The sequence below is a fragment of the Pseudoduganella sp. R-43 genome (assembly GCF_049913255.1).
Taxonomy (GTDB): Bacteria; Pseudomonadota; Gammaproteobacteria; order Burkholderiales; family Burkholderiaceae_D; genus Rugamonas.
This window is the reverse complement of record NZ_CP183988.1, coordinates 6,110,589-6,132,167: the sequence shown is the minus strand read 5'-3', so window position 1 is coordinate 6,132,167 and position 21,579 is coordinate 6,110,589. Positions and strand designations below refer to the sequence as shown.

Below are 21,579 nucleotides of genomic sequence, written 5' to 3'. Positions count from 1 at the left end.
CAGACACTGCTTTACCGGTTTTAGATATCCGCTTCCACTTCGTTGCCGTGTTCTTCAATCCACGCGCGGCGGGCTGCGGCTTCGCCTTTGCCCATCAGCATATTGAAGCGCGAGGACGAGTAGCTGTGGTCGAAATCGCCCAGCGACACCGGCAGCAGGCGGCGGGTGTCCGGGTTCATGGTGGTTTCCCAAAGCTGCTCGGCGTTCATCTCGCCCAGGCCCTTGAAGCGGGAGATGGTCCAGGAGCCTTCCTTCAAGCCGTCCTTGCGCAGCTTGTCTTCAATGGCCACCAGTTCGCCGTCGTCCAGCGCATACAGCTTCTGGATCGGCTTCTTGCCGCGCGCCGGTGCGTCAACGCGGTACAGCGGCGGACGCGCCACGCAGATGTGGCCCTTGTCGATCAGGGCAGGGAAGTGGCGGAAGAACAGGGTAAGCAGCAGCACCTGGATGTGGGAGCCGTCGACGTCCGCATCGGAGAGGATGCAGATTTTGCCGTAACGCAGGCCAGACAGGTCAGGCGAATCGCCATGATTGTGCGGATCGACGCCGATCGCCACCGCGATGTCGTGGATTTCGTTGTTGGCGTACAGGCGGTCGCGGTCAGTCTCCCAGGAGTTCAACACCTTGCCCCGCAGCGGCAGGATGGCCTGGAATTCCTTGTCGCGGCCCATCTTGGCCGAACCGCCCGCCGAGTCGCCCTCGACCAGGAACAATTCGGTGCGGGTCATTTCGTCCGATTCGCAATCGGTCAGCTTGCCCGGCAATACAGCCACGCCGGACGACTTCTTTTTCTCGACCTTCTGCGCGGAGCGCAGGCGCGATTGGGCTTGCTTGATCACCAGCTCCGCCAGCTTCTTGCCGTAGTCGATGTGCTGGTTCAGCCACAGTTCCAGCGCGGGCTTGGAGAAGGTCGATACCAGGCGTACCGCATCGCGCGAGTTCAGGCGCTCCTTGATCTGGCCCTGGAATTGCGGGTCCAGCACCTTGGCCGACAGCACGAAGGAAGCGCGGGCAAACACGTCTTCCGGCAGCAGCTTCACGCCCTTCGGCAGCAGCGAGTGCAGCTCGACGAAGTTCTTCATTGCGCCGAACAGGCCTTCGCGCAGGCCCGATTCGTGGGTGCCGCCGTTCGGGGTCGGAATCAGGTTGACGTAGGATTCGCGCACCACGGCGCCTTCCTCGGTCCATGCCACCACCCAGGACGCGCCTTCGCCTTCGGCAAAGCCTTCCGCATCAGGGGTGGCGAACTGCTCGCCCTCGAACAGGGGGATCAGGGTTTCGCCGCCGGAGGTGGTTTGCGCCAGTTGCTCGTTCAGGTAGCCGCGCAGGCCGTCCTTGTACATCCAGGTCTGTTCGTCGCCGGTCTTGGCATTCTTCAGCGTGACCGATACGCCGGGCAGCAGCACGGCCTTGGAGCGCAGCAGGCGTTGCAGCTCGACCTGCGAGATCAGCGGCGAATCGAAATACTTCGCATCCGGCCAGGCGGTCACGCGGGTACCGGACTTCTTGCCATCCTTCGGCGCCGGCTGGGAGCTCAATGGCTCGACCAGGTCGCCGTGTTCGAAGGCGATCTGGTGGAAACCGTTGCCGGCGTCGTCTTTACGCCACACTGCAATTTCCAGGCGCTTGGATAGCGCGTTGGTGACGGATACGCCGACACCGTGCAAGCCACCCGAGAAGGCGTAAGCGCCGCCCGATCCCTTGTCGAACTTGCCGCCCGCGTGCAGGCGGGTAAAGACGATTTCCACCGTCGGCACGTTTTCTTCAGGATGCAAGCCGACCGGAATACCACGGCCGTCGTCTTCGACGGTGATGGAACCGTCGGCATTCTGCGTCACGATGATGTTTTTGCAATGGCCGCCCAATGCTTCGTCCGAGGCATTGTCGATCACCTCCTGGATGATGTGCAGCGGGTTCTCGGTGCGGGTGTACATGCCCGGGCGCTGCTTGACGGGTTCCAGTCCTTTGAGGACGCGGATAGATGATTCGCTGTAGTCGGAAACTGGTTTTTTAGTGGCCATACGTGTTATTGGTAATGCAAAGTGCTGTGATTATATACAGTATTTTCCGGTTTGACGGATCGCATGCTTGCGCATTCTATCCGCTACGGCCGGTGGCGCAAGGGAATCGCAGCGTTAAAATGGGTTTTATGACTACAGATCGGCGCCCGTTCGCAGTCAGGCTGGTCGGCTTCCCCCTGGAAGCCGAGCGGGCGCTCGCGCTGGGACTGGCCAAGGCGCCCGCCGACGGACCGGCCTATCTCTGCCTGACCGAAGACAGCCTGCAGGACCCCGATATTTACCTGGCCAACGGCACGGAACTGAAAGCGCTGGCAGCCATCGCATCGTTGGCTGCAGGCGACATCCGGCCGGCGCTGGTGCTGGGAGCGACCGGCGTGCTCCTGCCATACCCGAACCTGCCGCTACCAGTGCAGTGGAGCGCCATGTATGCGGAACTGGGCCGCCTGCTCCAGCGCCGTGCCGACGTGCTGGCCGGCCTGTCGGCTTCCGTCGATTCGCTGGTACCCGAGCGCCGGCGCCGCGAGCGGCTCGACCTCGATCTGACCGATCCCGCTGTCTATGAAAAGATGCGCAAGCCGCGCCGCGAGGGCGCCGTGCTGTGCGTCGATGCCAACGCCAATTTCAGCGAGCAGCTGGGCCAGTCCCTGAAACAGTTCGGCACTGCGGTGCTGTGGGCGGTGGACGGTGTGGCAGCGCTGGCGCATTGCCGCCAGCAGCCGGTGGCTGTGGTACTAATCGACTTCGCCGCCCCGATCATCGACCATTACCTGCTGTGCGCCCAACTGCGCAGCCTGGAGGCGCAACCCGAAGTGATCTTCCTGGTGCAGTCGGCCCACGACTACGACCTGACGCGCGGCCGCGCCGCCGGCGCCGCCGGCATGCTGGACAAGCCGCTGGCTGAACACCAGGTGCAGGCGGTGCTGCGCAAGTTCATGCGGCTGTAGGTATTTTTATGCGGCGTTGACTTGTCGCTGCCTTCTATTTAGACCGTTTTTACGCGCCGATCGATACGCTTTCGTCACCTTCTTTTTTGACGAAAGCGAATGTATGAAGAACGCGTTTTTCCTGGCGGCGGCGATGCTGTCCGCTCCTGCCTTTGCCAATGACCTGAGCTTCAACGCTGCGCTGGCCAGCGACTACCGCTATCGCGGGATCTCGCAATCGCGCCTGCAGCCCGCGTTGCAGGCCGGCGCCGATTTTGCCGACAGCGGGACAGGCTGGTACGCGGGCGCCTGGGCGTCGACCATCAACTGGACGCGCGATGCCGGCGGGGCTGGCCGCGTGGAGCTGGATATCTACGGCGGCAAGCGCGGCCAACTGACGGCAGATGTCAGCTACGACGCGGGCGTGCTGACCTATGTTTACAAGGGGCGTATCCCAGGCCTCGATAACCCTGACACGACGGAGATCCACGGCCAGCTTGGATACGGCCCGGCGACCTTGAAATACTCGCATTCCGTGACCAGCCTGTTCGGCTTCGCCGACAGCAAAAACTCCGGCTACCTGGACCTGGGCGTAAATGTCGATGCGGGCGCCGGCTACACCATCAACCTGCACGCCGGCCACCAGCGCGTGAAAAACAATGGCGTCGCCGACTACAGCGACTGGAAGCTGGGCGTGAGCAAAGACCTGGGCATCGCCAGCGTGCAGCTGGCTGCCGTCGGCACCAATGCCGGCAAGGCAGCCTACGCCTCGCCAGCCAACGGCAAGTTCCTGGGCAAGAGCGCCTTGCAGCTCACGGTCAGCCGGACCTTCTGATTTTTACACCTTGTTTACACCGCTTTGCCGAGTCTTTACACCGAATTTAGGCGTGTCTCGATAAGCTGGTTCGCATGCAAACAAGACCTTTCGGGGAACCTGATGGACATCGTTTTTATTGGCGCAATCGTCACCTTTTTCGTGCTGGTTGTCGCCATGGCGGCCGGTTGCGACAAGCTGGGAGGGAAGCAATGAATATCTTTTATCTCATCGGCTCCGTCGCCACGGCCGGCTTGCTGGTCTACCTGCTGGCTGCCCTTCTGAAAGCGGAGGACCTGTAATATGACCCCCCAATCCTTCCTGCTGCTGGCCGTCTTCCTGCTGGTCCTGGTCGCCGCAGCGTGGCCGCTCGGCGCCTTGCTGGCTCGCGTGGCCGATGGCAGCAAAATCCCTGGCCTTGGCTGGCTGGCTGCAGTCGAAAGGCTGCTGTACCGTGCCGCTGGCGTGCCGGGCGACGAAGCGCAGCGAGGCATGGGCTGGAAGGCCTACGCCAAGGCACTTCTGGTCTTCAATCTCGTTGGCACCCTGTTTGTCTACGCTGTTCAGCGCTTGCAGGCCTGGCTGCCGCTTAACCCCCAGGGCCTGCCTGGCGTCAGTCCGGACTCCTCCTTCAATACCGCCGTCAGCTTTGTGGCCAACACCAACTGGCAAGGCTATGCGGGCGAACAGACCATGAGCTATTTGAGCCAGATGCTGGCGCTCGCCGGCCAGAACTTCTTCTCGGCGGCCACCGGCATTGCCGTGGCCTTTGCCCTGATCCGCGGTTTCGCCGCGCGCTCGGCAAAGTCGATCGGCAACTTCTGGGTCGACCTGACCCGCACCGTGCTGTACGTATTGCTGCCTTTGTCCTTTGTCTTTTCAGTATTCCTGGTCGGCCAGGGATCGATCCAGAACTTTTCCGCCTATAAGGAAGTGAACCTGGTGGAACCGGTGACTTATACCGTCCCGGGCGCCACGCCCGAGGCCCCTGCCCAAACCCAGAGCGTGGCCACGCAAACCATCGCGATGGGCCCGGTCGCTTCGCAGGAAGCGATCAAGATGCTGGGCACCAATGGCGGCGGCTTCTTCAACGCCAACTCGGCGCACCCGTATGAGAACCCGACGCCGCTGTCCAACTTCGCACAGATGCTCGCCATCTTCCTGATCCCCGCCGCGCTGTGCTTTACCTTTGGCCGCCTGGTGGGCGATCGCCGCCGGGGTTGGGCCGTGCTGGGCGCTATGACCATCATGTTCGTGGTCGCAGCTACCGGCATCACCGCTGCGGAGCAGGCCGCGCAACCGGCACTGCAAGCAATGGGCGTCGACCAGTCAGCCACGTCATTGCAGGCTGGCGGCAATATGGAAGGCAAGGAAACGCGTTTCGGCATCGCCGCCACAAGCCTGTTCGCCACCGTGACCACGGCTGCATCCTGCGGCGCCGTGAACGGCATGCACGATTCCTTCACGCCCTTGGGCGGTGCAGGGCCGATGCTGCTGATGCAGCTGGGGGAAGTGGTGTTCGGTGGCGTGGGCTCTGGCCTGTACGGCATGCTGGTCTTCGCCATCATGGCGGTGTTCATCGCCGGCCTGATGATCGGCCGCACCCCGGAATACCTGGGCAAGAAGATCCAGTCGTATGAAATGAAAATGACGTCGATCGCCATCCTGGTGACGCCGACCCTGGTGCTGGTGGGGACCGCCATCGCCGTCATGCTGGAAGCGGGCAAGGCCGGCGTTGCCAATCCGGGCGCGCATGGTTTCTCCGAGATCCTGTATGCCTTCAGCTCGGCCGCCAACAATAACGGCAGCGCCTTCGCCGGGCTTTCCGCCAATACGCCGTTCTACAACATCATGCTGGCCGTCGCCATGTGGTTTGGCCGCTTCGCGATGATCGTGCCGGTGCTGGCGATAGCCGGCTCGCTGGCCTCCAAACAGCGGCTTCAGGCCAACGCCGGCACCATGCCGACCCATGGCCCGATGTTCGTAATGCTGCTGGTAGCCGTGGTGCTGCTGGTGGGCGTGTTGAATTACGTTCCTTCGCTGGCGCTTGGCCCGGTGATCGAACACCTGCAATTGTATAAATAAGGAGTGCACACCATGTCGCAATCCCAGGCGATTCCACTCGCCCAACCAGGCCAGCGCCTCAAGCTGCTCGATTCGCAACTGGTGGTTCTTGCCATCACCGATGCGTTCCGCAAGCTGAGTCCCGCGGTCCAATTGCGCAGCCCCGTGATGTTTGTCGTCTATATCGGCAGCATCATTACCACGCTGCTTTACATCCAGGCGCTGAACGGCGTGGGCGAGGCCAGCTCCGGCTTTATCCTTGCCATAGCCGTGTGGCTGTGGTTCACCGTGTTGTTCGCAAATTTTGCTGAAGCGCTGGCCGAAGGCCGCAGCAAGGCGCAGGCGGCTTCGCTGCGCAGCCTGAAGCAGAGCGTGATGTCGAAGCGCCTCGCGGCGCCACAACATGGCACCGCCTGGTTGCCATGCCCGGCCACCGACCTGCGCAAGGGTAACTACGTGCTGGTGGAGGCCGGCGACATCATACCGATCGACGGCACCGTGATCGAAGGCGTGGCCTCGGTGGACGAAAGCGCCATTACCGGCGAGTCCGCGCCGGTCATTCGCGAATCGGGCGGCGACTTTTCTTCCGTTACCGGCGGCACCCGCGTGCTGTCCGACTGGCTGGTGGTACAGGTCACCGCCAACCCGGGCGAAACTTTCCTCGACCGCATGATCGCCATGGTGGAAGGCGCCAAGCGCAAGAAGACGCCGAACGAGATCGCGCTGACGATCCTGCTCGTGGCGCTGACCATCGTGTTCCTGATCGTGACCGCGACCTTGCTGCCGTTCTCGCTGTTCTCGGTGGCGGCCGCGCAGGCGGGTTCGCCGATCACCATTACGGTGCTGATTGCGCTGCTGGTGTGCCTGATCCCGACCACCATCGGGGGCTTGCTGTCGGCCATCGGCGTGGCAGGCATGAGCCGAATGATGCAGGCCAACGTGATCGCCACCTCCGGCCGCGCGGTGGAAGCAGCTGGCGATGTCGACGTGCTGTTGCTGGACAAGACCGGCACCATCACCCTGGGCAACCGCCAGGCGTCGGCCTTCTTCGCGGCACCGGGCGTCACCGAGCGCGAACTGGCCGATGTGGCGCAACTGGCCTCGCTGGCGGATGAAACGCCGGAAGGCCGCAGCATCGTGGTGCTGGCCAAGCAGAAGTTCAATATCCGCGAACGCGAACTGTCGCCGTTGCATGCCTCCTTCATTCCGTTCTCGGCCAACACCCGCATGAGCGGTGTCGACATGGAGGGACGTGAAGTGCGCAAGGGCTCCGCCGACGCAGTGCGCAAGCATGTGGAAGCGGCCGGCCAGCAATGGCCTGCCGAAGTGGGCCGCACTGTGGAGGATGTATCGCGCCGCGGCAGCACGCCGCTGGTGGTGGCCGACAATGGCCGCGTGGTGGGCGTGGTGGAACTCAAGGATATCGTCAAGGGCGGCATCAAGGAACGCTTCGCGGAGCTGCGCCGCATGGGCATCAAGACCGTGATGATCACCGGCGACAACAAGCTGACCGCCGCTGCGATTGCGGCAGAAGCCGGCGTCGACGACTTCCTGGCCGAGGCGACGCCTGAGGATAAGTTGAAACTTATCCGCAGCTACCAGTCCGACGGCCGCCTGGTCGCCATGACCGGCGACGGCACCAACGATGCGCCCGCGCTGGCCCAGGCCGACGTCGCCGTGGCCATGAGCTCCGGCACCCAGGCTGCCAAGGAGGCAGGCAATATGGTGGACCTGGATTCGAATCCGACCAAACTGCTGGAGATCGTGGAGATCGGCAAGCAGATGCTGATGACGCGCGGCTCGCTGACCACGTTCTCGATTTCGAACGATATTGCCAAATACTTCGCGATCATCCCCGCAGCCTTCGTCGGCACCTATCCGCAACTGAAGGCGCTGGACGTCATGCACCTGGCCAGCCCCAACTCCGCCATCATGTCCGCCGTGATCTTCAACGCGCTGATCATCGTGTTCCTGATTCCGCTGGCCCTGAAAGGCGTGCGCTATCGCGCCATCGGCGCCACCGCTCTGCTGCGCCGCAACCTGCTGGTGTATGGCGCCGGCGGCCTGGTCCTGCCGTTCATCGGCATCAAATTGATCGACATGCTGCTGGCAGCGTTCAACTTCGTTTAAGCTGGAGAACAAGATGATTTCGACTATTCGTCCCGCGCTGGTGTTGTTCGGCGCACTGACCCTGGCCTGCGGCGTGATCTATCCCCTTGCCGTCACAGGCGTTGCCTCGGCGGCTTTCCCGGCCCAGGCTGGCGGTTCCATCCTGGAAGTGGACGGCAAGCCGGTCGGCTCAAAGCTGATCGGCCAGCAATTCACCTCGGCGAAGTATTTCTGGGGCCGCCCGTCGGCCACCGGCCCGATGCCCTACAACGCCAACGGCTCCGGCGGCTCCAACCAGGGCCCGCTCAACCCCGCCTTCACCGATGCTGTGCGCTCCCGCATCGAAGCGCTCAAGGCTGCCGATCCGGGCAACACGGCGCCAATCCCTGTCGACCTGGTCACGGCCTCGGGAAGCGGGCTCGATCCGGAGATCAGCGTGGCCGCTGCTGAATACCAGCTTCGGCGCGTGGCGGACGAGCGACGCATCGCACCGGACAAGGTGCGGGCGCTGATCGCCGAGCATGCGTCGGGCAAGGTCATGGGCGTCTTCGGCGAGCCGCGCGTGAACGTCCTGGCGTTGAATCTGGCGCTGGACGAGAAAACGCCGCATACTCGCTGATATGATTCCACTCGACGACGACCGGCCAGATCCCGACGCGCTGCTGGCGCAAATGCAGCAGCAGGAGCGCAAGGCGGCGCGGGGCAAGCTGCGCATCTACTTCGGCGCGTCGGCCGGCGTCGGCAAGACCTACGCCATGCTGTCGGCCGCCCGCAAGTTGCAGGCGGCCGGGCAGCTGGTGCTGGTCGGCGTCATCGAGACCCACGGCCGCAGCGAAACGGCGGCGCTGCTGGAAGGGCTGGACGTACTGCCGCTTCGGGCAATTGCCTATCGCGGCAAGATCCTGAACGAGTTCGATATCGATGCCGCCCTGGCGCGCCGCCCGCCGCTGGTCCTGATCGACGAACTGGCGCACTCCAACGCGCCGGGCTCGCGCCATCCCAAACGCTGGCAGGACGTGGAAGAACTGCTGGAAGCCGGCATTGATGTCTTCAGCACCGTCAACGTGCAGCACCTGGAAAGCCTGAACGACGTGGTGGGCGGCATCACCGGCATCCAGGTCAATGAAACCGTGCCCGATACCGTGTTCGACGCCGCCGACGAAGTGGTGCTGGTCGACATCCCGGCCGACGAACTGCTGTCGCGCCTGAAAGGCGGCAAGGTCTACCAGGCTCAGCAGGCCGAACGGGCCGCGAAAAACTTCTTCCGCAAAGGGAACCTGATCGCGCTGCGCGAACTGGCCCTGCGCCGCACTGCCGACCGTATCGAAGACGATGTGCGCGCCTATCGTGTCGAGCAGTCGATCGACACCATCTGGAAAACCGGCGCATCGGTGCTGGCGCTGATCGGCCCGCGCCCAGGCTGCGAGCAAGTGGTGCGCAGCGCCGCACGCCTGGCGGGACAACTGGGCACGCAATGGCACGCCATCTACGTCGAGACGCCGGCCTTGCAACGCCTGCCGGCCGGGGAGCGTGAGCGCGTCCTGAAAATGCTCAAGCTGGCGCAGGACCTGGGCGCCACCACTGCCGTGCTGTCCGGCAGCGATATCGCCGCCACGGCTGCCGCGTACGCGCGCAGCCACAACCTGTCCAAGATTGCGATGGGGCGGGCGCACCGCAACTGGCCATGGCGCCGTTCGCATATCCGCAGCCTGCCGGCGCATGCGCCCGACATCGACCTGATCGAAGTGTCCGGCAGCGAGGTCGAAGCGCATCCGGTGCAAGCCGCAGCCGGCACCGCCGCGCCGGACGACGCCGACGAAGATGCGCTGCGCTTCAGGCGGCGGGCGAAGGGCTTTGCGGTGGCTGGCCTCGCCAGCGTCGGCATGGCCATGCTGGCGACGCCGCTGCTGCCATACTTCGACCTGGCCAATATTGCCATGCTGTTCCTTTTGGTGGTGCTGCTGGTGGCAGTGCGCTACGGGCGCGGGCCATCCGTGCTGGCGACCTGCGTCAGCGTGGCGTGTTTCGACTTTTTCTTCGTGCCGCCACGCTTCAGTTTCGCGATCTCGGACCTGCAATACGCCATCACCTTTGCCGTGATGCTGGCGGTAGGCCTGATCACCGGCCACCTGACCGCGGGCTTGCGCTTCCAGGCCCGTGTGGCCTCCTATCGTGAAGCACGCGCCCGCGCCCTGTACGAATTCGCGCGCGAGCTGTCCGGGGCGCTGCAGACCGGGCAAGTGTTCGAGACCACGGCGCGCTTCGTACAATCGACTTTCAATGCCAAGGCAACGCTGCTGGTGCCTGATGCCGACGGAAGGCTGCACCTGCCGCCAGGCACCGCTCCGGTGCCTGCGCTTGACGAGGGCGTGGCGCAATGGGCGTTCGACCATGCCGAAAGCGCTGGCCTGTGCACGGACACGCTTCCGGCCAGCCCCTTGTTCTACATGCCGTTGGTAGCGCCCATGCGCACCCGTGGCGTGCTGGCCATTGAGCCGGCGCAGCGCCGCTGGCTACTGATTCCCGAACAGCGGCAGCACCTCGACACCTTCGCGGCGCTGGCCGCGATTGCACTGGAGCGGGTGCATTACGTCGAAGTGGCGCAGGAGGCGCTGGTCAATATGGAATCGGAACGGCTGCGCAATTCGCTGCTGGCAGCCTTGTCGCACGACCTGCGCACGCCGCTGACTTCACTGGTCGGCCTGTCCGAATCGCTGGCCGGTTCGCGCCCGGCGCTGTCGGCGCAGCAGCTGTCCCTCGCCAGCTCCCTGCATGCCGAAGCGCTGCGCATGAGCGCCCTGGTCGCCAACCTGCTCGACATGGCGCGCATCGAAAGCGGCGAACTGAAATTCAACCTGCAATGGCAACCGCTGGAAGAAGTAGTGGGCAGCGCCTTGCGTTCGAGCCGCCTGCAGCTGACAGGGCACAAGGTCAGCACCCAGCTCTCGCTCGGCTTGCCCCTGTTGCGCTTCGACGCGGTGCTGATCGAACGCGTGCTGTGCAACCTGCTGGAAAACGCCGCCAAGTACACGCCGCCCAGCGCATCCATCGTGATCTACGCCGTGCAGCGTGGCGAATTCGTGCGGGTCATGGTGTACGATAACGGCCCGGGCCTGCCGCGTGGGCGCGAAGAAGCGATCTTTGAAAAATTCACCCGCGGCGAAAAAGAATCGGCCAAGCCGGGCGTCGGCCTCGGGCTGGCGATTTGCCGCGCCATCGTCGAAGCACACGGCGGCACCATTGCAGCGGACAAATCGCCCCTGGGAGGCGCCGCCTTCGTCTTCACGCTGCCGGTCGGCACGCCGCCGGGGCTGCCTGAAATCGAGGAAGAATGAACACCCAACAATCCGAGATTGTCCCCACCGCCTTGCTAGTGGAAGACGAACCCCAGATCCGCCGCTTCGTGCGCGCCGCACTGGAGGAAGAGGGCTGGCACGTGCACGAATCGGCCAGCATGCAGCGTGGCCTGATCGACGCCGGAACGCGCCGGCCCGACCTGGTGATCCTCGACCTCGGCCTGCCGGATGGCGACGGCAACGATTTCATCGCCGACCTGCGCAAATGGTCGAACGTGCCGGTCATCGTGCTGTCGGCGCGCGTCAACGAAGCCGACAAGATCAAGGCGCTCGACGCCGGCGCCGACGATTACCTCAGCAAGCCATTCGGTACCGGCGAGCTGCTGGCCCGGGTGCGCGCCACCCTGCGCCGCCAGCGGCAACCGCAGGCCGACAGCGCCGGCCAAGTGCAATTTGGCGAAGTAGTGGTCGACTTGCCGAACCGCCGCGTCACCAAGCGCGGCGAGCACGTCCACCTGACGCCAACCGAATACCGCTTGCTGTCCGTGCTGGTCGCCAACGCCGGCCGCGTGATGACCGCGCCCCAGTTGCTGCGCGCCGTCTGGGGCCCCGCGCAATCGGACAACAGCCACTACCTGCGCATCTACATGGGCCACCTGCGCCATAAGCTGGAAGACGACCCCGCCCAGCCGCAATACCTGCTGACCGAAACCGCCGTCGGCTACCGCCTCCAATTAACTTGAAAGTCGGGGTCAGGTCTGGCAATCCGCCACAAATGTGGCGGATTGCCAGACCTGACCCCGACTTTTATTTCGAGAGCATGCGCATGGCGCGCTCGAGGCCTTCGATGGTGATGGGGAACATGCGGTTCTGCATGATCTGCTTGATGATGCTGATCGACTGGCGGTATTGCCACAGGCCTTCCGGCTCGGGGTTGAGCCAGATGAACTTCGGGAAGTGCGAGGTGAAGCGTCCGAGCCATTCGGCGCCGGCTTCTTCGTTGTTGTATTCGACCGAGCCGCCGGGCTGCAGCACTTCGTAGGGACTCATGGTGGCGTCGCCGACGAAGATCAACTTGGTGTCGGGCGGGTATTTGCGCAGCACGTCCCAGGTGGCGAAGCGTTCGGCGTTGCGGCGGCGGTTGCTGCGCCACAGGTAGTCGTAAACGCAGTTGTGGAAGTAGTAGAACTCCATGTTCTTGAACTCGGTCTTGGCGGCCGAGAACAGTTCTTCCGCGCGTTCGATGTGGTCATCCATCGTGCCGCCTACGTCCATCAGCATCAGCACCTTGACGTTGTTCTTGCGCTCGGGCTGCATCTTGATGTCGAGGTAGCCGGCATTGTTGGCGGTGGCGCGGATGGTCTGGTCCAGCGCCAGTTCCTCGGCCGCGCCTTCGCGCGCGAACTTGCGCAGGCGGCGCAGGGCGACCTTGATGTTGCGCGTGCCCAGTTCGCGCTCGCCGTCGTAGTCCTTGTAGGTGCGCTGCTCCCACACTTTGACCGCGGTGCGGTTGCCACCCTTGCCGCCGATTCGGATGCCTTCGGGATTGGTGCCGCCATTGCCGAACGGGGAGGTGCCGCCGCTGCCGATCCATTTGTTGCCGCCTTCGTGGCGTTCCTTCTGCTCTTTCAGCAGTTCGTTGAGGCGGTCCATCAGCTTGTCGTAGCCGAATTTCTCCAGCGCGGCGATCTGCTCGGGCGTCAGCTCGCGCTTCATGCGCTGCAGCAGCCAGTCGAGCGGGATCTCCTTGGTGGTGTCGAAGACGGCGTTGATGCCTTTGAAGTACTGGCCAAAAGCGCGGTCGAACTTGTCGTAGTTGGCCTCGTCCTTCACCAGGCACAGGCGGCTCATGTAGTAGAAGTCGTCCAGCGACGGCTCCAGCACCTGCTTTTGCATGGCTTCCAGCAGGGTGAGGAATTCCTTGATCGTGACCGGGATCCTGGCGTCTTTCAGCGTGAAGAAGAAGTCGATCAGCATGCCGTTTCCCTCCGAGCCAACAGGTAGCGCAGCTGCGCCTTCACTTCCGGCCATTCGCCGCGCACGATGCTGTACATGACCGTGTCGCGCACGGTGCCGTCGCGGCGCACGGCGTGGTGGCGGATCACGCCGTCCTTCTTTGCGCCGAGTCGTTCGATGGCGGCCTGCGAGGCATGGTTGAAGTTATCGGTGCGGAAGCCGACCACGGCGCAGCCCAGCGTTTCGAAGGCGTGCGTCAGCAGGAGCAGCTTGCAGGTGGTGTTCACATGCGTGCGCTGCACGCTGCGGCGGTACCAGGTGTAGCCGATTTCGGCGCGGTCGATGGCGGGCACGATGTCGTGGTAGCTGGTGGTACCCAGCACCTGGCCGCTGGCCGCATCCACCACGGCGAAGGCCAGCCGGGAAGGGCGCATTTCCAGTGCAGTGGCGATGTAGGCTTCCACCTTGTGCGGTTCCGGCACGGAGGTGATGCGCAGCTTCCACAGCTCGCCGTCCTGCGCGGCTTCACGCAGGGCGTCGGCATGCTGCGGTCCGAGCGGCTCCAGGCGCAGGCCGTTGGCTTCCAGCGTGACCGGGGTTGGTGCGTCCATCAGCGGTTGGTCCTCGACATGAATACCAGGCGTTCGAACAGGTGCACGTCCTGTTCGTTTTTCAGCAGGGCGCCGTGCAGCGGCGGGACAGCCGCCTTCTGGTCCTTGCCGCGCAGGACTTCCGGCGGGATGTCTTCGGCCATCAGGAGCTTCAGCCAGTCGAGGAATTCGCTGGTCGATGGCTTCTTCTTCAGGCCCGGCACGTCGCGCACTTCGTAGAAAGTTTGCAGGGCGGTGGCCAGCAATTCCTGCTTCAGGTGAGGGTAGTGGACCTTGACGATGGCTTCCATCGTGTCCTTGTCCGGGAATTTGATGTAGTGGAAGAAGCAGCGGCGCAGGAAGGCGTCCGGCAGTTCCTTCTCGTTATTCGAGGTGATGATCACCAGCGGGCGGTGCCTGGCGGTGACCATCTCGCGCGTCTCGTAGACGTAGAACTCCATGCGGTCCAGTTCGCGCAGCAGGTCGTTCGGGAATTCGATGTCGGCCTTGTCGATCTCGTCGATCAGCAGCACCACCGGTTCCGGCGCGGTGAAGGCTTGCCACAGCACGCCCTTGACGATGTAGTTGTGGATGTCGCGCACGCGTTCATCGCCCAGTTGGGAATCGCGCAGGCGGGACACGGCGTCATATTCGTACAGCCCTTGCTGGGCCTTGGTGGTGGATTTGATATGCCACTGCATCAGCGGCATGTCGAGGGCGGCGGCGACTTCTTCGGCCAGCATGGTCTTGCCGGTGCCCGGCTCGCCCTTGATCAGCAAGGGACGCTGCAGGGTGAGGGCGGCGTTGACGGCCAGCTTCAGGTCATTGGTGGCGACGTAGTTGTCCGAGCCTTCAAAGCGTTGCGGTGCGTGCATAGAAAATTTCCAGTGAGTTGATCAATGGAAGTATATGCCAGAGCGGCCTGGCGCGGTGCCGCGGTCCTCGGATTTCAATTAACTTTTTTATATTATCCCGTTGCACTTTTATATTCTTATTTGATGCTATTGCGTTAATGCGTATTTATTGTTTTGCAAACTCGCGGTTGCTGCCGGGCGCACCGCCAAGCGTGCATTTGCCCGATGATTTCTGCCGATTCTGGCCAAAATGTCCGCCTTCTGTTGCTAATTACTCACTAATGAGGGTGCCCTCGAAAATTAGCCGGATATATCTCTTGCCTTTTGAGATATACTTCCCGCCATTTCCATATGGCAACATTTTTTCGACTGCTAATATTCTTCAGATAAAGGGCTGGTGTGAATAAGAACCTATTCCAATTAATTCCCCTGGTCGCCTTGTTGGCGGGCCTTGCTGGCTGCGGCGGCGGCTCCGACAGTGGCGCCAGCGGTGCGCCTGGCAGTGGCTCGACCGGTAGCGGCAATCCTGCAACGGGTGGCAGCCAGCCATCCACGCCTCCTTCCGGCGGCCAGACCAGCGGTCAAACCGGGGTCAGCGCAGCGTTGACGGCCGGTGATGCCCAGTACGCCACGACCGATGAAATCATGCAGGCGGCGCAGGCGCTGATATCAGGGCAGGCCGCCAAGTACGGTGAACTCAAGCAGGCCTTGTTCCAGCTCGGCGCGGATGGCAAGCGGACCAGTTCCAGCGTCGGGCTCATCGACTGGAACCCGACCCATGATTCGTCGGTTTTCGGCGTAGGCGACAACTCGCGCAACCACGTTATCCTGCCTTCCAACTGGAGCTATAGCGACAGCGCCGCCGGTAACGGTTCCGCCCTGGCGGTCGCCGGCGTTGCACTGGGCAGCAATGCGCGCTACGCCGCCTTTGGCGGCAATCCGCTGGGCGTGCCGGGCAACGCCAATATGGACCAGTTCATGGTCAACCTGGCGACCTGGTTGACCGCGCGCAGCAGCCTGGCCAACCTGAAGGTCGTTACCGCGCACCTGCCTGGTACCGAGACCTATTGGTTCCCTTACGAGAAGAAGGTGCGCGACTGGTTCTTTGCCAAGTCGCCGACGGCAACCGTCAACGGCCTGGCGGCTGGCGCTACGCAAAAAGACAATGTGTGCGACGGCGCTGCGCTGGCAGGCTGCCTGCAGAGCGCGGACCTGCTGGTGATTGGCCGCGAGCAGGGGCCGGGCGCCTATGATGGCGCGGCTGTGATGCAGGCAGTGGCCGACGCCCAGAAGCGCGGCATTCCGGTGCTGTACCTGCACCACTACCGCGACAGCGACGACCTGTCCGACCGCTTGCTGAATTACTTCGGTCTCAGCCAGCAAACCAATTACTGGAGCAAGCAAGGCCTGTTGTCCTTCGACCCGGCGGCCTTGCCGGCGAATTCGCCGCAACTGAGCAAGTTCCAGAACCTGCTCAACCGCCTGAACCAGAACAACTTCACCACCAGCTGGAGCGGTTGCACGAGCGGCGGCCGCATCGACTGCTCGGATGACGTTGCGTACATGGCGGAATTCGGCAATCCGGTCAAGGATGTGCAGGACGTGATCCGGGACCTGGACAACCCGCAGGCGCCATTGTTCGCCCAGACCGGCTACCAGCTGGAGAAGCTGCTGGTCCTGCTGGGCGACAAATACCGTGCGGCCCTGTCCTACCCGATGACCAGGACCGCCAACCGCCAGGACTTTTTCCGCGGCCTGTTCTCCGACATGACGGTGATGTACAACCGCAGCGTCACGACCGTCGCGAAGAACCTGGGCAATTTCTCGGACCTGTTCCCGGCGACCACGCCGACCGTGTCCAGCACCGTTACCACGGGCCTGCCGAGCAGCGGCACCAAGCAATACATGACCGGCCTGTACGTCATGCCGGGAACGAAGGTGACCCTGACCCGCACCGACAACGGCGGCAACACCGTACGCTTCGGCCTGAACATGCTGCGCGATACCACCTGGGTCTTCAACACCTATGACCGTCCGTCGCAAATCAGCTCGCCGCGTTTCGCGCTGGAGCCGAACAAGCCGGTCGTGATCAGCAGCCCTTACGGCGGTCCGCTGATCCTGTTCATCGATGCGCCGGTGGCCGGCGAACAGTCGGTCAGCGTGAAGGTCGATGGCGTGATTACGCATCCTATCCTGCGCAATGCCTACGACCCGGTGCAGGTGGCGGCCTTCCAGGATGCCGTCAACACGACGCCGACCGGCTGGGTGGTCTTTGCCACCGATACGCTGACCGTGCAGTCGCAGAAGGACAAGTTCAAGCGCACCATTTCCAACTACCAGGGCAATATGGTGCGGCTGGCGGACACCACCTTCAAGTACACCATCAAGGATACTTACGAGCTGGCCGGCTTCAACGCCTCCAGCGGCTTCCTGGGCCTGGCGCCAAGCGTCAAGGCCAAGTGCGACAGCCTGGGCTGGGACTGCACCGGCACCCAGCACCGCCGCGACACCATGCAAAACGTGATCGCCGATTCGCATGCCGCTTGCGGCAACGGCTGCTCCGGCAATCCTTATGACCAGGACTGGCCGTTCGAGCCGCTTGGCTGGGGCGAGTCGCACGAGATCGGGCATAACCTGCAGGTTTGGCGCATGAAGATTTACGGCGGCCAGTCGACGGAAGTGTCGAACAACATCTTCCCGGTGCATAAGATGATCAAGTTCAATCAATCGCCTGCAGGCATTGCCGCCCCGCTCAAGGCGCGCCCGGATACCGGCTTCGCCGCGTTCAGCGCCCTGAAGACGGCGCTGGCTGCCGCCGATCCGGCCAACGCCATGTTCAACAGCACCTGGTCCGACAGCAGCTACGCCGCCAACAACTCGGTACGCATCATGTTCTATCGCCAGCTGGTGGAATACGCACGCTATTACAACAGCAGCTTTGTCGACGGCTGGGAGCTGCCGACCCTGCAATACCTGCTGGACCGTAATATGAGCGCCAGTTCGGGCAACTGGGCCAGCGTGGCATCGGGCTATGGCTTCGGCACCTACGCCAGCTACCCTTCCAATATGGACGGCAACGACTTCATGCTGGTCTCGAGCTCCTTCCTGATTGGCCGCGACATGCGTCCGATGTTCAAGCTGTGGGGCATCACGGTCAGCGCAGCAGCGGAAGCCCAGGTGGCGGCATACAACCTGCCGGCAGCAGCGCAGCTGTTCTTCCCGATGAATGACTTGGTCAGCTCGGGCAGCGGCGTGGGGCAGCCGGTCGCCATGAGTGCAACCGCCAGCTATCCGGCCGGCTATTAAGGCCCAGCCAGGGCTTGCTGCAATGGCAAGCTCTGGCAAACCACAGTTTCAGGCTGTTGCTTGTTCCATCTTATGGACGATTGGCCAACTTCTAAGGTAAAATCGCAGGTTGAGGGCGCAAAGGAGCGGTTTTGTTGCGCAATGCAGTGTCCGATTTCAACTGACTAAAGCCCACACCTATGAAAAAAATCTTCGCACTCCTCGCGCTGACCGCAGTTGCGCAGGCAGCCGTCGCCGCGGACATCGTCGGCGACGCCAAGAACGCAAAAGGCAAGATCGAGATGTGCATCGGTTGCCATGCAATTCCAGGCTACAAAGCGACTTTCCCCGAAGTTTTCCAGGTGCCGATGATCGGCGGCCAATCTGCCAAGTACATTGAAAACGCGCTCAAGGGCTACCAGAAGGGTGAGCGCAAGCACCCGACCATGAAGGGTATCGCTGTCAGCCTGTCCGACCAGGACATCGCCGACATCGCCGCGTTCTACTCCCAGCAGAAATAAGGCCCTGAACCATGAAAAAACTGATTACCGCTCTGTTCTGCTCCGCAGTCTCGTTCAGCGCCCTGGCTGGCGGCAACATCGAAAATGGCAAGGCCCTGACTGAAAAATACAGCTGCGCTGCCTGCCACGGCAAGGATTACAACTCCCCGATCGACCCGAGCTATCCAAAGCTGGCCGGCCAGCACAAGGATTACCTGCAGCATGCGCTGACCGCTTACAAGCGCGGCGACGCGCCGAACGGCCGCTCCAACGCGATCATGACCGGCCAGGTCAAGCCCCTGACCAACAAGGACATCCAGGACATCGCCGCCTACCTGCACTCGCTGCCAGGTTCGCTGGTCCTGAAGCGCTGATTCAGCGCTGCTTGAAGAGAAGCCCGCCCTGTGCGGGCTTTTTGCATTTTTAAACCACGGTTGCCGGCGTTCGTCACAGCGCCGAGCTGCGTGCACTGGCCGCTGTTAAGCTTCCTCCAACATTTGGAGGAGACGATGGCTTACAAGCTGGATATCAATGGCGCGGCCCGCACGGCCGATGTCGAGGGCGATACGCCGCTGCTGTGGGTGCTGCGCGATACGCTGGGGCTGACCGGTACCAAGTACGGCTGCGGAGCGGGCGTTTGCGGCGCCTGCACCGTGCACATCGACGGTCAGGTGGTGCGAAGCTGCGTGATGCCGGTCAGCGCGGTCGGCAAGGGTAAGGTGAGGACGATCGAAGCCTTGTCGCCGGATCGTTCGCATGCCTTGCAGCAGGCCTGGATCGCGGAGCAGGTGCCGCAGTGCGGCTACTGCCAGTCGGGCATGCTGATGGCGGCGGCGGCGCTGCTCAAATCCCATCCCAGGCCGACCGATGCGCAGATTGCGGAAGCGATGACGAACCTGTGCCGCTGCGGCACGTATCCACGCGTGCGGCGCGCAATCAGGCGTGCGGCGGGGATGAAGGTGGGGGAGGTGGCATGAGCAATCGCCGCGACTTCCTGAAGACCTTGGCGGCCGGCGGCCTGCTGCTCGCCGTCGGCCCGGCCGTCGCTGAGGCGGCCGAGGCGCCGCTTCCGCCGCCGGGCTGGGTGCGCATTGCGCCGGACGGCAGCGTCACCATCCTCTCCAACACCAGTGAAATAGGACAGGGCACCGGCACCGCCATCGCCCAGCTGCTGGCCGACGAAATGGACCTGGACTGGAAAACCGTGCGCATCGAAATGGCGCCGCTCGAAAAGCAGTTCATCAACGCCGGCTGGGGCGAATATGCGACCTATGGCAGCGGCGGCGTGGCGCGCCAGTTCACGCAACTGCGCAAGGCCGGCGCCCAGGCGCGCGCGATGCTGGTGAGTGCGGCTGCCGCGGAGTGGAGAGTCCCGTCCGCAGAATGCGACACCCAGCTTGGCGCCGTACTGCACAAGCCTAGCGGCCGCAAGCTGCCCTATGCCAGGCTGGTGCAGCAGGCGGCAGCCCAGCCGGTGCCGGCCGATCCGCCCTTGATGCCGAAGGAACGCTGGCGCTGCATGGGCAAGGACGTGGCCCGGCTCGACCTGCCCGCCAAGACCGATGGCAGCGCGGTGTACGGCATCGACGTGAAAGTGCCCGGCATGCTGCATGCCGCGATCATGCAGTGCCCGCACTTCGGCGGCAAGCTGGCGGCGCTCGACCCGCAGCCGGCGCTGGCAAAGCGCGGCGTGAAAAAAGTGGTGCGCCTGCCCGATGCCGTGGCTGTCGTGGCCGACAGCTATTGGCGCGCGCAGCAAGCGCTCAATGCGCTCAAGCCGGAATGGAACCTCGCCGCTGCCAGCAAGCACTCCAGCGCCCCGTACCGCGATTTGCTGCGCGAGGCAGTGCAGAAAGAGGGCGACCTGGTCGTGCCGCGCAATGGCAAGGCCGAAGACATCGGCGCCGCGCACGACGCAGGCGTGGCCAGGTCCATCGCCTGGCTGGAACGGACCTACAGCGTGCCGCTGCTGGCGCATGCCACCATGGAGCCGATGAACGGCACCGCCAGCGTCAGGGACGGCAAGGCGGAACTGTGGCTGCCGACGCAAGCGCAGGACACGGCCCGCACCTATGTCTCGCAGGCGCTTGGCATCGCGCCGGAAGCGGTCACGATCCGCACGACGCTAAGCGGCGGAGGTTTCGGCCGCCGCATCGAGGCCGATTTCGCCGTGCAGGCAGCCCTGATCGCGAAGGAAGCCGGCGTGCCGGTCAAGCTGCTGTGGAGCCGCGAAGAAGACATGCGCCACGGCTACCACCGGCCGGCCGCCGTGCTGCGCCTGCGCGCCGGCTTCGACGCCGCCGGTGCGCTGGCCGCCGTGCGCATGGACAGCGCGAGCGACACCCTGTTCAACTACTCGCGATTCGGCGCGGACAGGCAGTACGCCAGGCCTTTCGACCGCAGCGCAGTCGGCGTGCTGATGACCCGCCACTACGGCTTGCCCGGCTTCGCTCACCGCACCAACACCATCGACGCCGGCGTGCCGCTTGGCTACTGGCGTTCGGTCGCCGCGTCGCAGAACGTCTTCGCCACCGAGTCCTTCGTGGACGACCTTGCCCTGCGCGCCAAGGAGGACCCGCTTGATTACCGGCGCAGCCTGATGAAGGCAGGCAGCCGCGAAAGCGCGGTGCTCGACCAGCTGGAAGCGCGTTCCGGCTGGCGCGGCGACAGGCTGCCCGGGCGCCACTGCGGCATGGCTTTCACCTGGGCCAACGGCACCTATATCGGCCAGGTGGTCGAACTGTCGGTCGACGCGGAATCACGGGTCAGGCTGCACCGCGTCACCACGGTGCTCGACTGCGGCATTGCGGTCAACCCGCGCAACATCCGCGGCCAAGTGGAGGGCGGCATCATCTTCGCCCTGAGCGCGGCCTTTTACGGCGAAATCACGGTCAGGGATGGCGCGGTGGAACAGTCGAACTTCAGCGATTACAAGCTGCTGTCCCTGGCTGAAACGCCGCAGATCGACGTCGTGGTCATCGACAGCAACGAGGCGCCCGGCGGTGTCGGCGAGGAAGCGGTCGGCCCGCTGGCGCCGGCCCTGGCAAATGCCCTGTTTGCCGCCACCGGCCGGCGCTACACCGATTTGCCTTTGATCAAGGCCGGGCTGCGGCTGCAATGATTGGATAGTTTCCATGTGGCATTCATGGTCTATGCTGAAGGAAAGC

Annotated in this window: 17 protein-coding genes; 13 read left to right on the top strand and 4 right to left on the bottom strand. The window is 63.5% G+C overall.

The genetic code is table 11. The features are described from left to right. Positions 1–20: 20 nt before the first annotated feature. Positions 21–2,021 (bottom strand): DNA topoisomerase IV subunit B, encoded by a 2,001-nt coding sequence (locus ACN9M3_RS27980; RefSeq protein ID WP_426164986.1) that lies wholly within the window; start codon positions 2,019–2,021, stop codon positions 21–23. A gap of 128 nt (positions 2,022–2,149) precedes the next feature. Between ACN9M3_RS27980 and ACN9M3_RS27975 the strand changes: the two genes are divergently transcribed. The 8 genes from ACN9M3_RS27975 (at position 2,150) to kdpE (ending at position 11,970) form a co-directional block, all read left to right on the top strand. Beyond that, positions 2,150–2,965, top strand: coding sequence for a response regulator (locus ACN9M3_RS27975; RefSeq protein WP_426319296.1), 816 nt, complete (start codon positions 2,150–2,152; stop codon positions 2,963–2,965). A 103-nt stretch (positions 2,966–3,068) separates the two neighbouring features. Then, positions 3,069–3,779 (top strand): TorF family putative porin, encoded by a 711-nt coding sequence (locus ACN9M3_RS27970; protein WP_426319295.1) that lies wholly within the window; start codon positions 3,069–3,071, stop codon positions 3,777–3,779. Positions 3,780–3,970: 191 nt separating this feature from the next. Next, positions 3,971–4,060, top strand: a complete 90-nt coding sequence (locus ACN9M3_RS27965) for a potassium-transporting ATPase subunit F (protein ID WP_426164980.1) — start codon at positions 3,971–3,973, stop codon at positions 4,058–4,060. A gap of 1 nt (position 4,061) precedes the next feature. Then, complete coding sequence (kdpA, locus tag ACN9M3_RS27960) at positions 4,062–5,843, top strand: potassium-transporting ATPase subunit KdpA (RefSeq protein ID WP_426319294.1); 1,782 nt, start codon at positions 4,062–4,064, stop codon at positions 5,841–5,843. A 12-nt stretch (positions 5,844–5,855) separates the two neighbouring features. After that, positions 5,856–7,952: a potassium-transporting ATPase subunit KdpB gene (gene kdpB / locus ACN9M3_RS27955; protein ID WP_426319293.1), complete on the top strand. Its 2,097-nt coding sequence runs from the start codon at positions 5,856–5,858 to the stop codon at positions 7,950–7,952. A 13-nt stretch (positions 7,953–7,965) separates the two neighbouring features. After that, a complete protein-coding gene (gene kdpC / locus ACN9M3_RS27950) occupies positions 7,966–8,550 on the top strand; it encodes a potassium-transporting ATPase subunit KdpC (protein WP_426164974.1) in 585 nt (194 codons plus the stop codon). Between the two features lies 1 nt (position 8,551). Further along, the gene (gene kdpD, locus ACN9M3_RS27945) at positions 8,552–11,266 is read left to right on the top strand and encodes a two-component system sensor histidine kinase KdpD (RefSeq protein ID WP_426319292.1); all 2,715 of its coding nucleotides are present in this window, start codon (positions 8,552–8,554) and stop codon (positions 11,264–11,266) included. Next, positions 11,263–11,970 (top strand): two-component system response regulator KdpE, encoded by a 708-nt coding sequence (gene kdpE, locus ACN9M3_RS27940; protein WP_426164970.1) that lies wholly within the window; start codon positions 11,263–11,265, stop codon positions 11,968–11,970. Before kdpD ends, kdpE begins: the two co-directional genes overlap by 4 nt. Before the next feature lie 64 nt (positions 11,971–12,034). Here the strand turns inward: kdpE and ACN9M3_RS27935 are convergent, their stop codons facing one another. The 3 genes from ACN9M3_RS27935 to ACN9M3_RS27925 are packed head-to-tail and all read right to left on the bottom strand — an operon-like array spanning position 12,035 to position 14,648. Further along, entirely contained in the window at positions 12,035–13,204 is a 1,170-nt protein-coding gene (locus ACN9M3_RS27935; protein WP_426319291.1) for a vWA domain-containing protein, read from the bottom strand. Next, positions 13,198–13,794: a GNAT family N-acetyltransferase gene (locus ACN9M3_RS27930; RefSeq protein ID WP_426319290.1), complete on the bottom strand. Its 597-nt coding sequence runs from the start codon at positions 13,792–13,794 to the stop codon at positions 13,198–13,200. The genes ACN9M3_RS27935 and ACN9M3_RS27930 overlap by 7 nt, the downstream gene beginning before the upstream one ends. Continuing rightward, a complete protein-coding gene (locus ACN9M3_RS27925) occupies positions 13,794–14,648 on the bottom strand; it encodes an AAA family ATPase (RefSeq protein WP_426164965.1) in 855 nt (284 codons plus the stop codon). Before ACN9M3_RS27925 ends, ACN9M3_RS27930 begins: the two co-directional genes overlap by 1 nt. Positions 14,649–15,026: 378 nt before the next feature. Between ACN9M3_RS27925 and ACN9M3_RS27920 the strand changes: the two genes are divergently transcribed. From ACN9M3_RS27920 to ACN9M3_RS27900, 5 genes are all read left to right on the top strand, one after another. Further along, on the top strand, positions 15,027–17,933 hold the full coding sequence (locus tag ACN9M3_RS27920) for an ImpA family metalloprotease (RefSeq protein WP_426319289.1): 2,907 nt from the start codon (positions 15,027–15,029) through the stop codon (positions 17,931–17,933). 179 nt (positions 17,934–18,112) lie between these two features. Then, positions 18,113–18,433: a c-type cytochrome gene (locus ACN9M3_RS27915; protein WP_426164961.1), complete on the top strand. Its 321-nt coding sequence runs from the start codon at positions 18,113–18,115 to the stop codon at positions 18,431–18,433. Between the two features lie 11 nt (positions 18,434–18,444). Then, positions 18,445–18,786: a c-type cytochrome gene (locus ACN9M3_RS27910; protein WP_426319288.1), complete on the top strand. Its 342-nt coding sequence runs from the start codon at positions 18,445–18,447 to the stop codon at positions 18,784–18,786. Between the two features lie 135 nt (positions 18,787–18,921). Beyond that, entirely contained in the window at positions 18,922–19,389 is a 468-nt protein-coding gene (locus tag ACN9M3_RS27905) for a (2Fe-2S)-binding protein (protein WP_426319287.1), read from the top strand. Further along, positions 19,386–21,533 (top strand): molybdopterin cofactor-binding domain-containing protein, encoded by a 2,148-nt coding sequence (locus tag ACN9M3_RS27900; protein WP_426319286.1) that lies wholly within the window; start codon positions 19,386–19,388, stop codon positions 21,531–21,533. Before ACN9M3_RS27905 ends, ACN9M3_RS27900 begins: the two co-directional genes overlap by 4 nt. Positions 21,534–21,579: the final 46 nt, after the last annotated feature.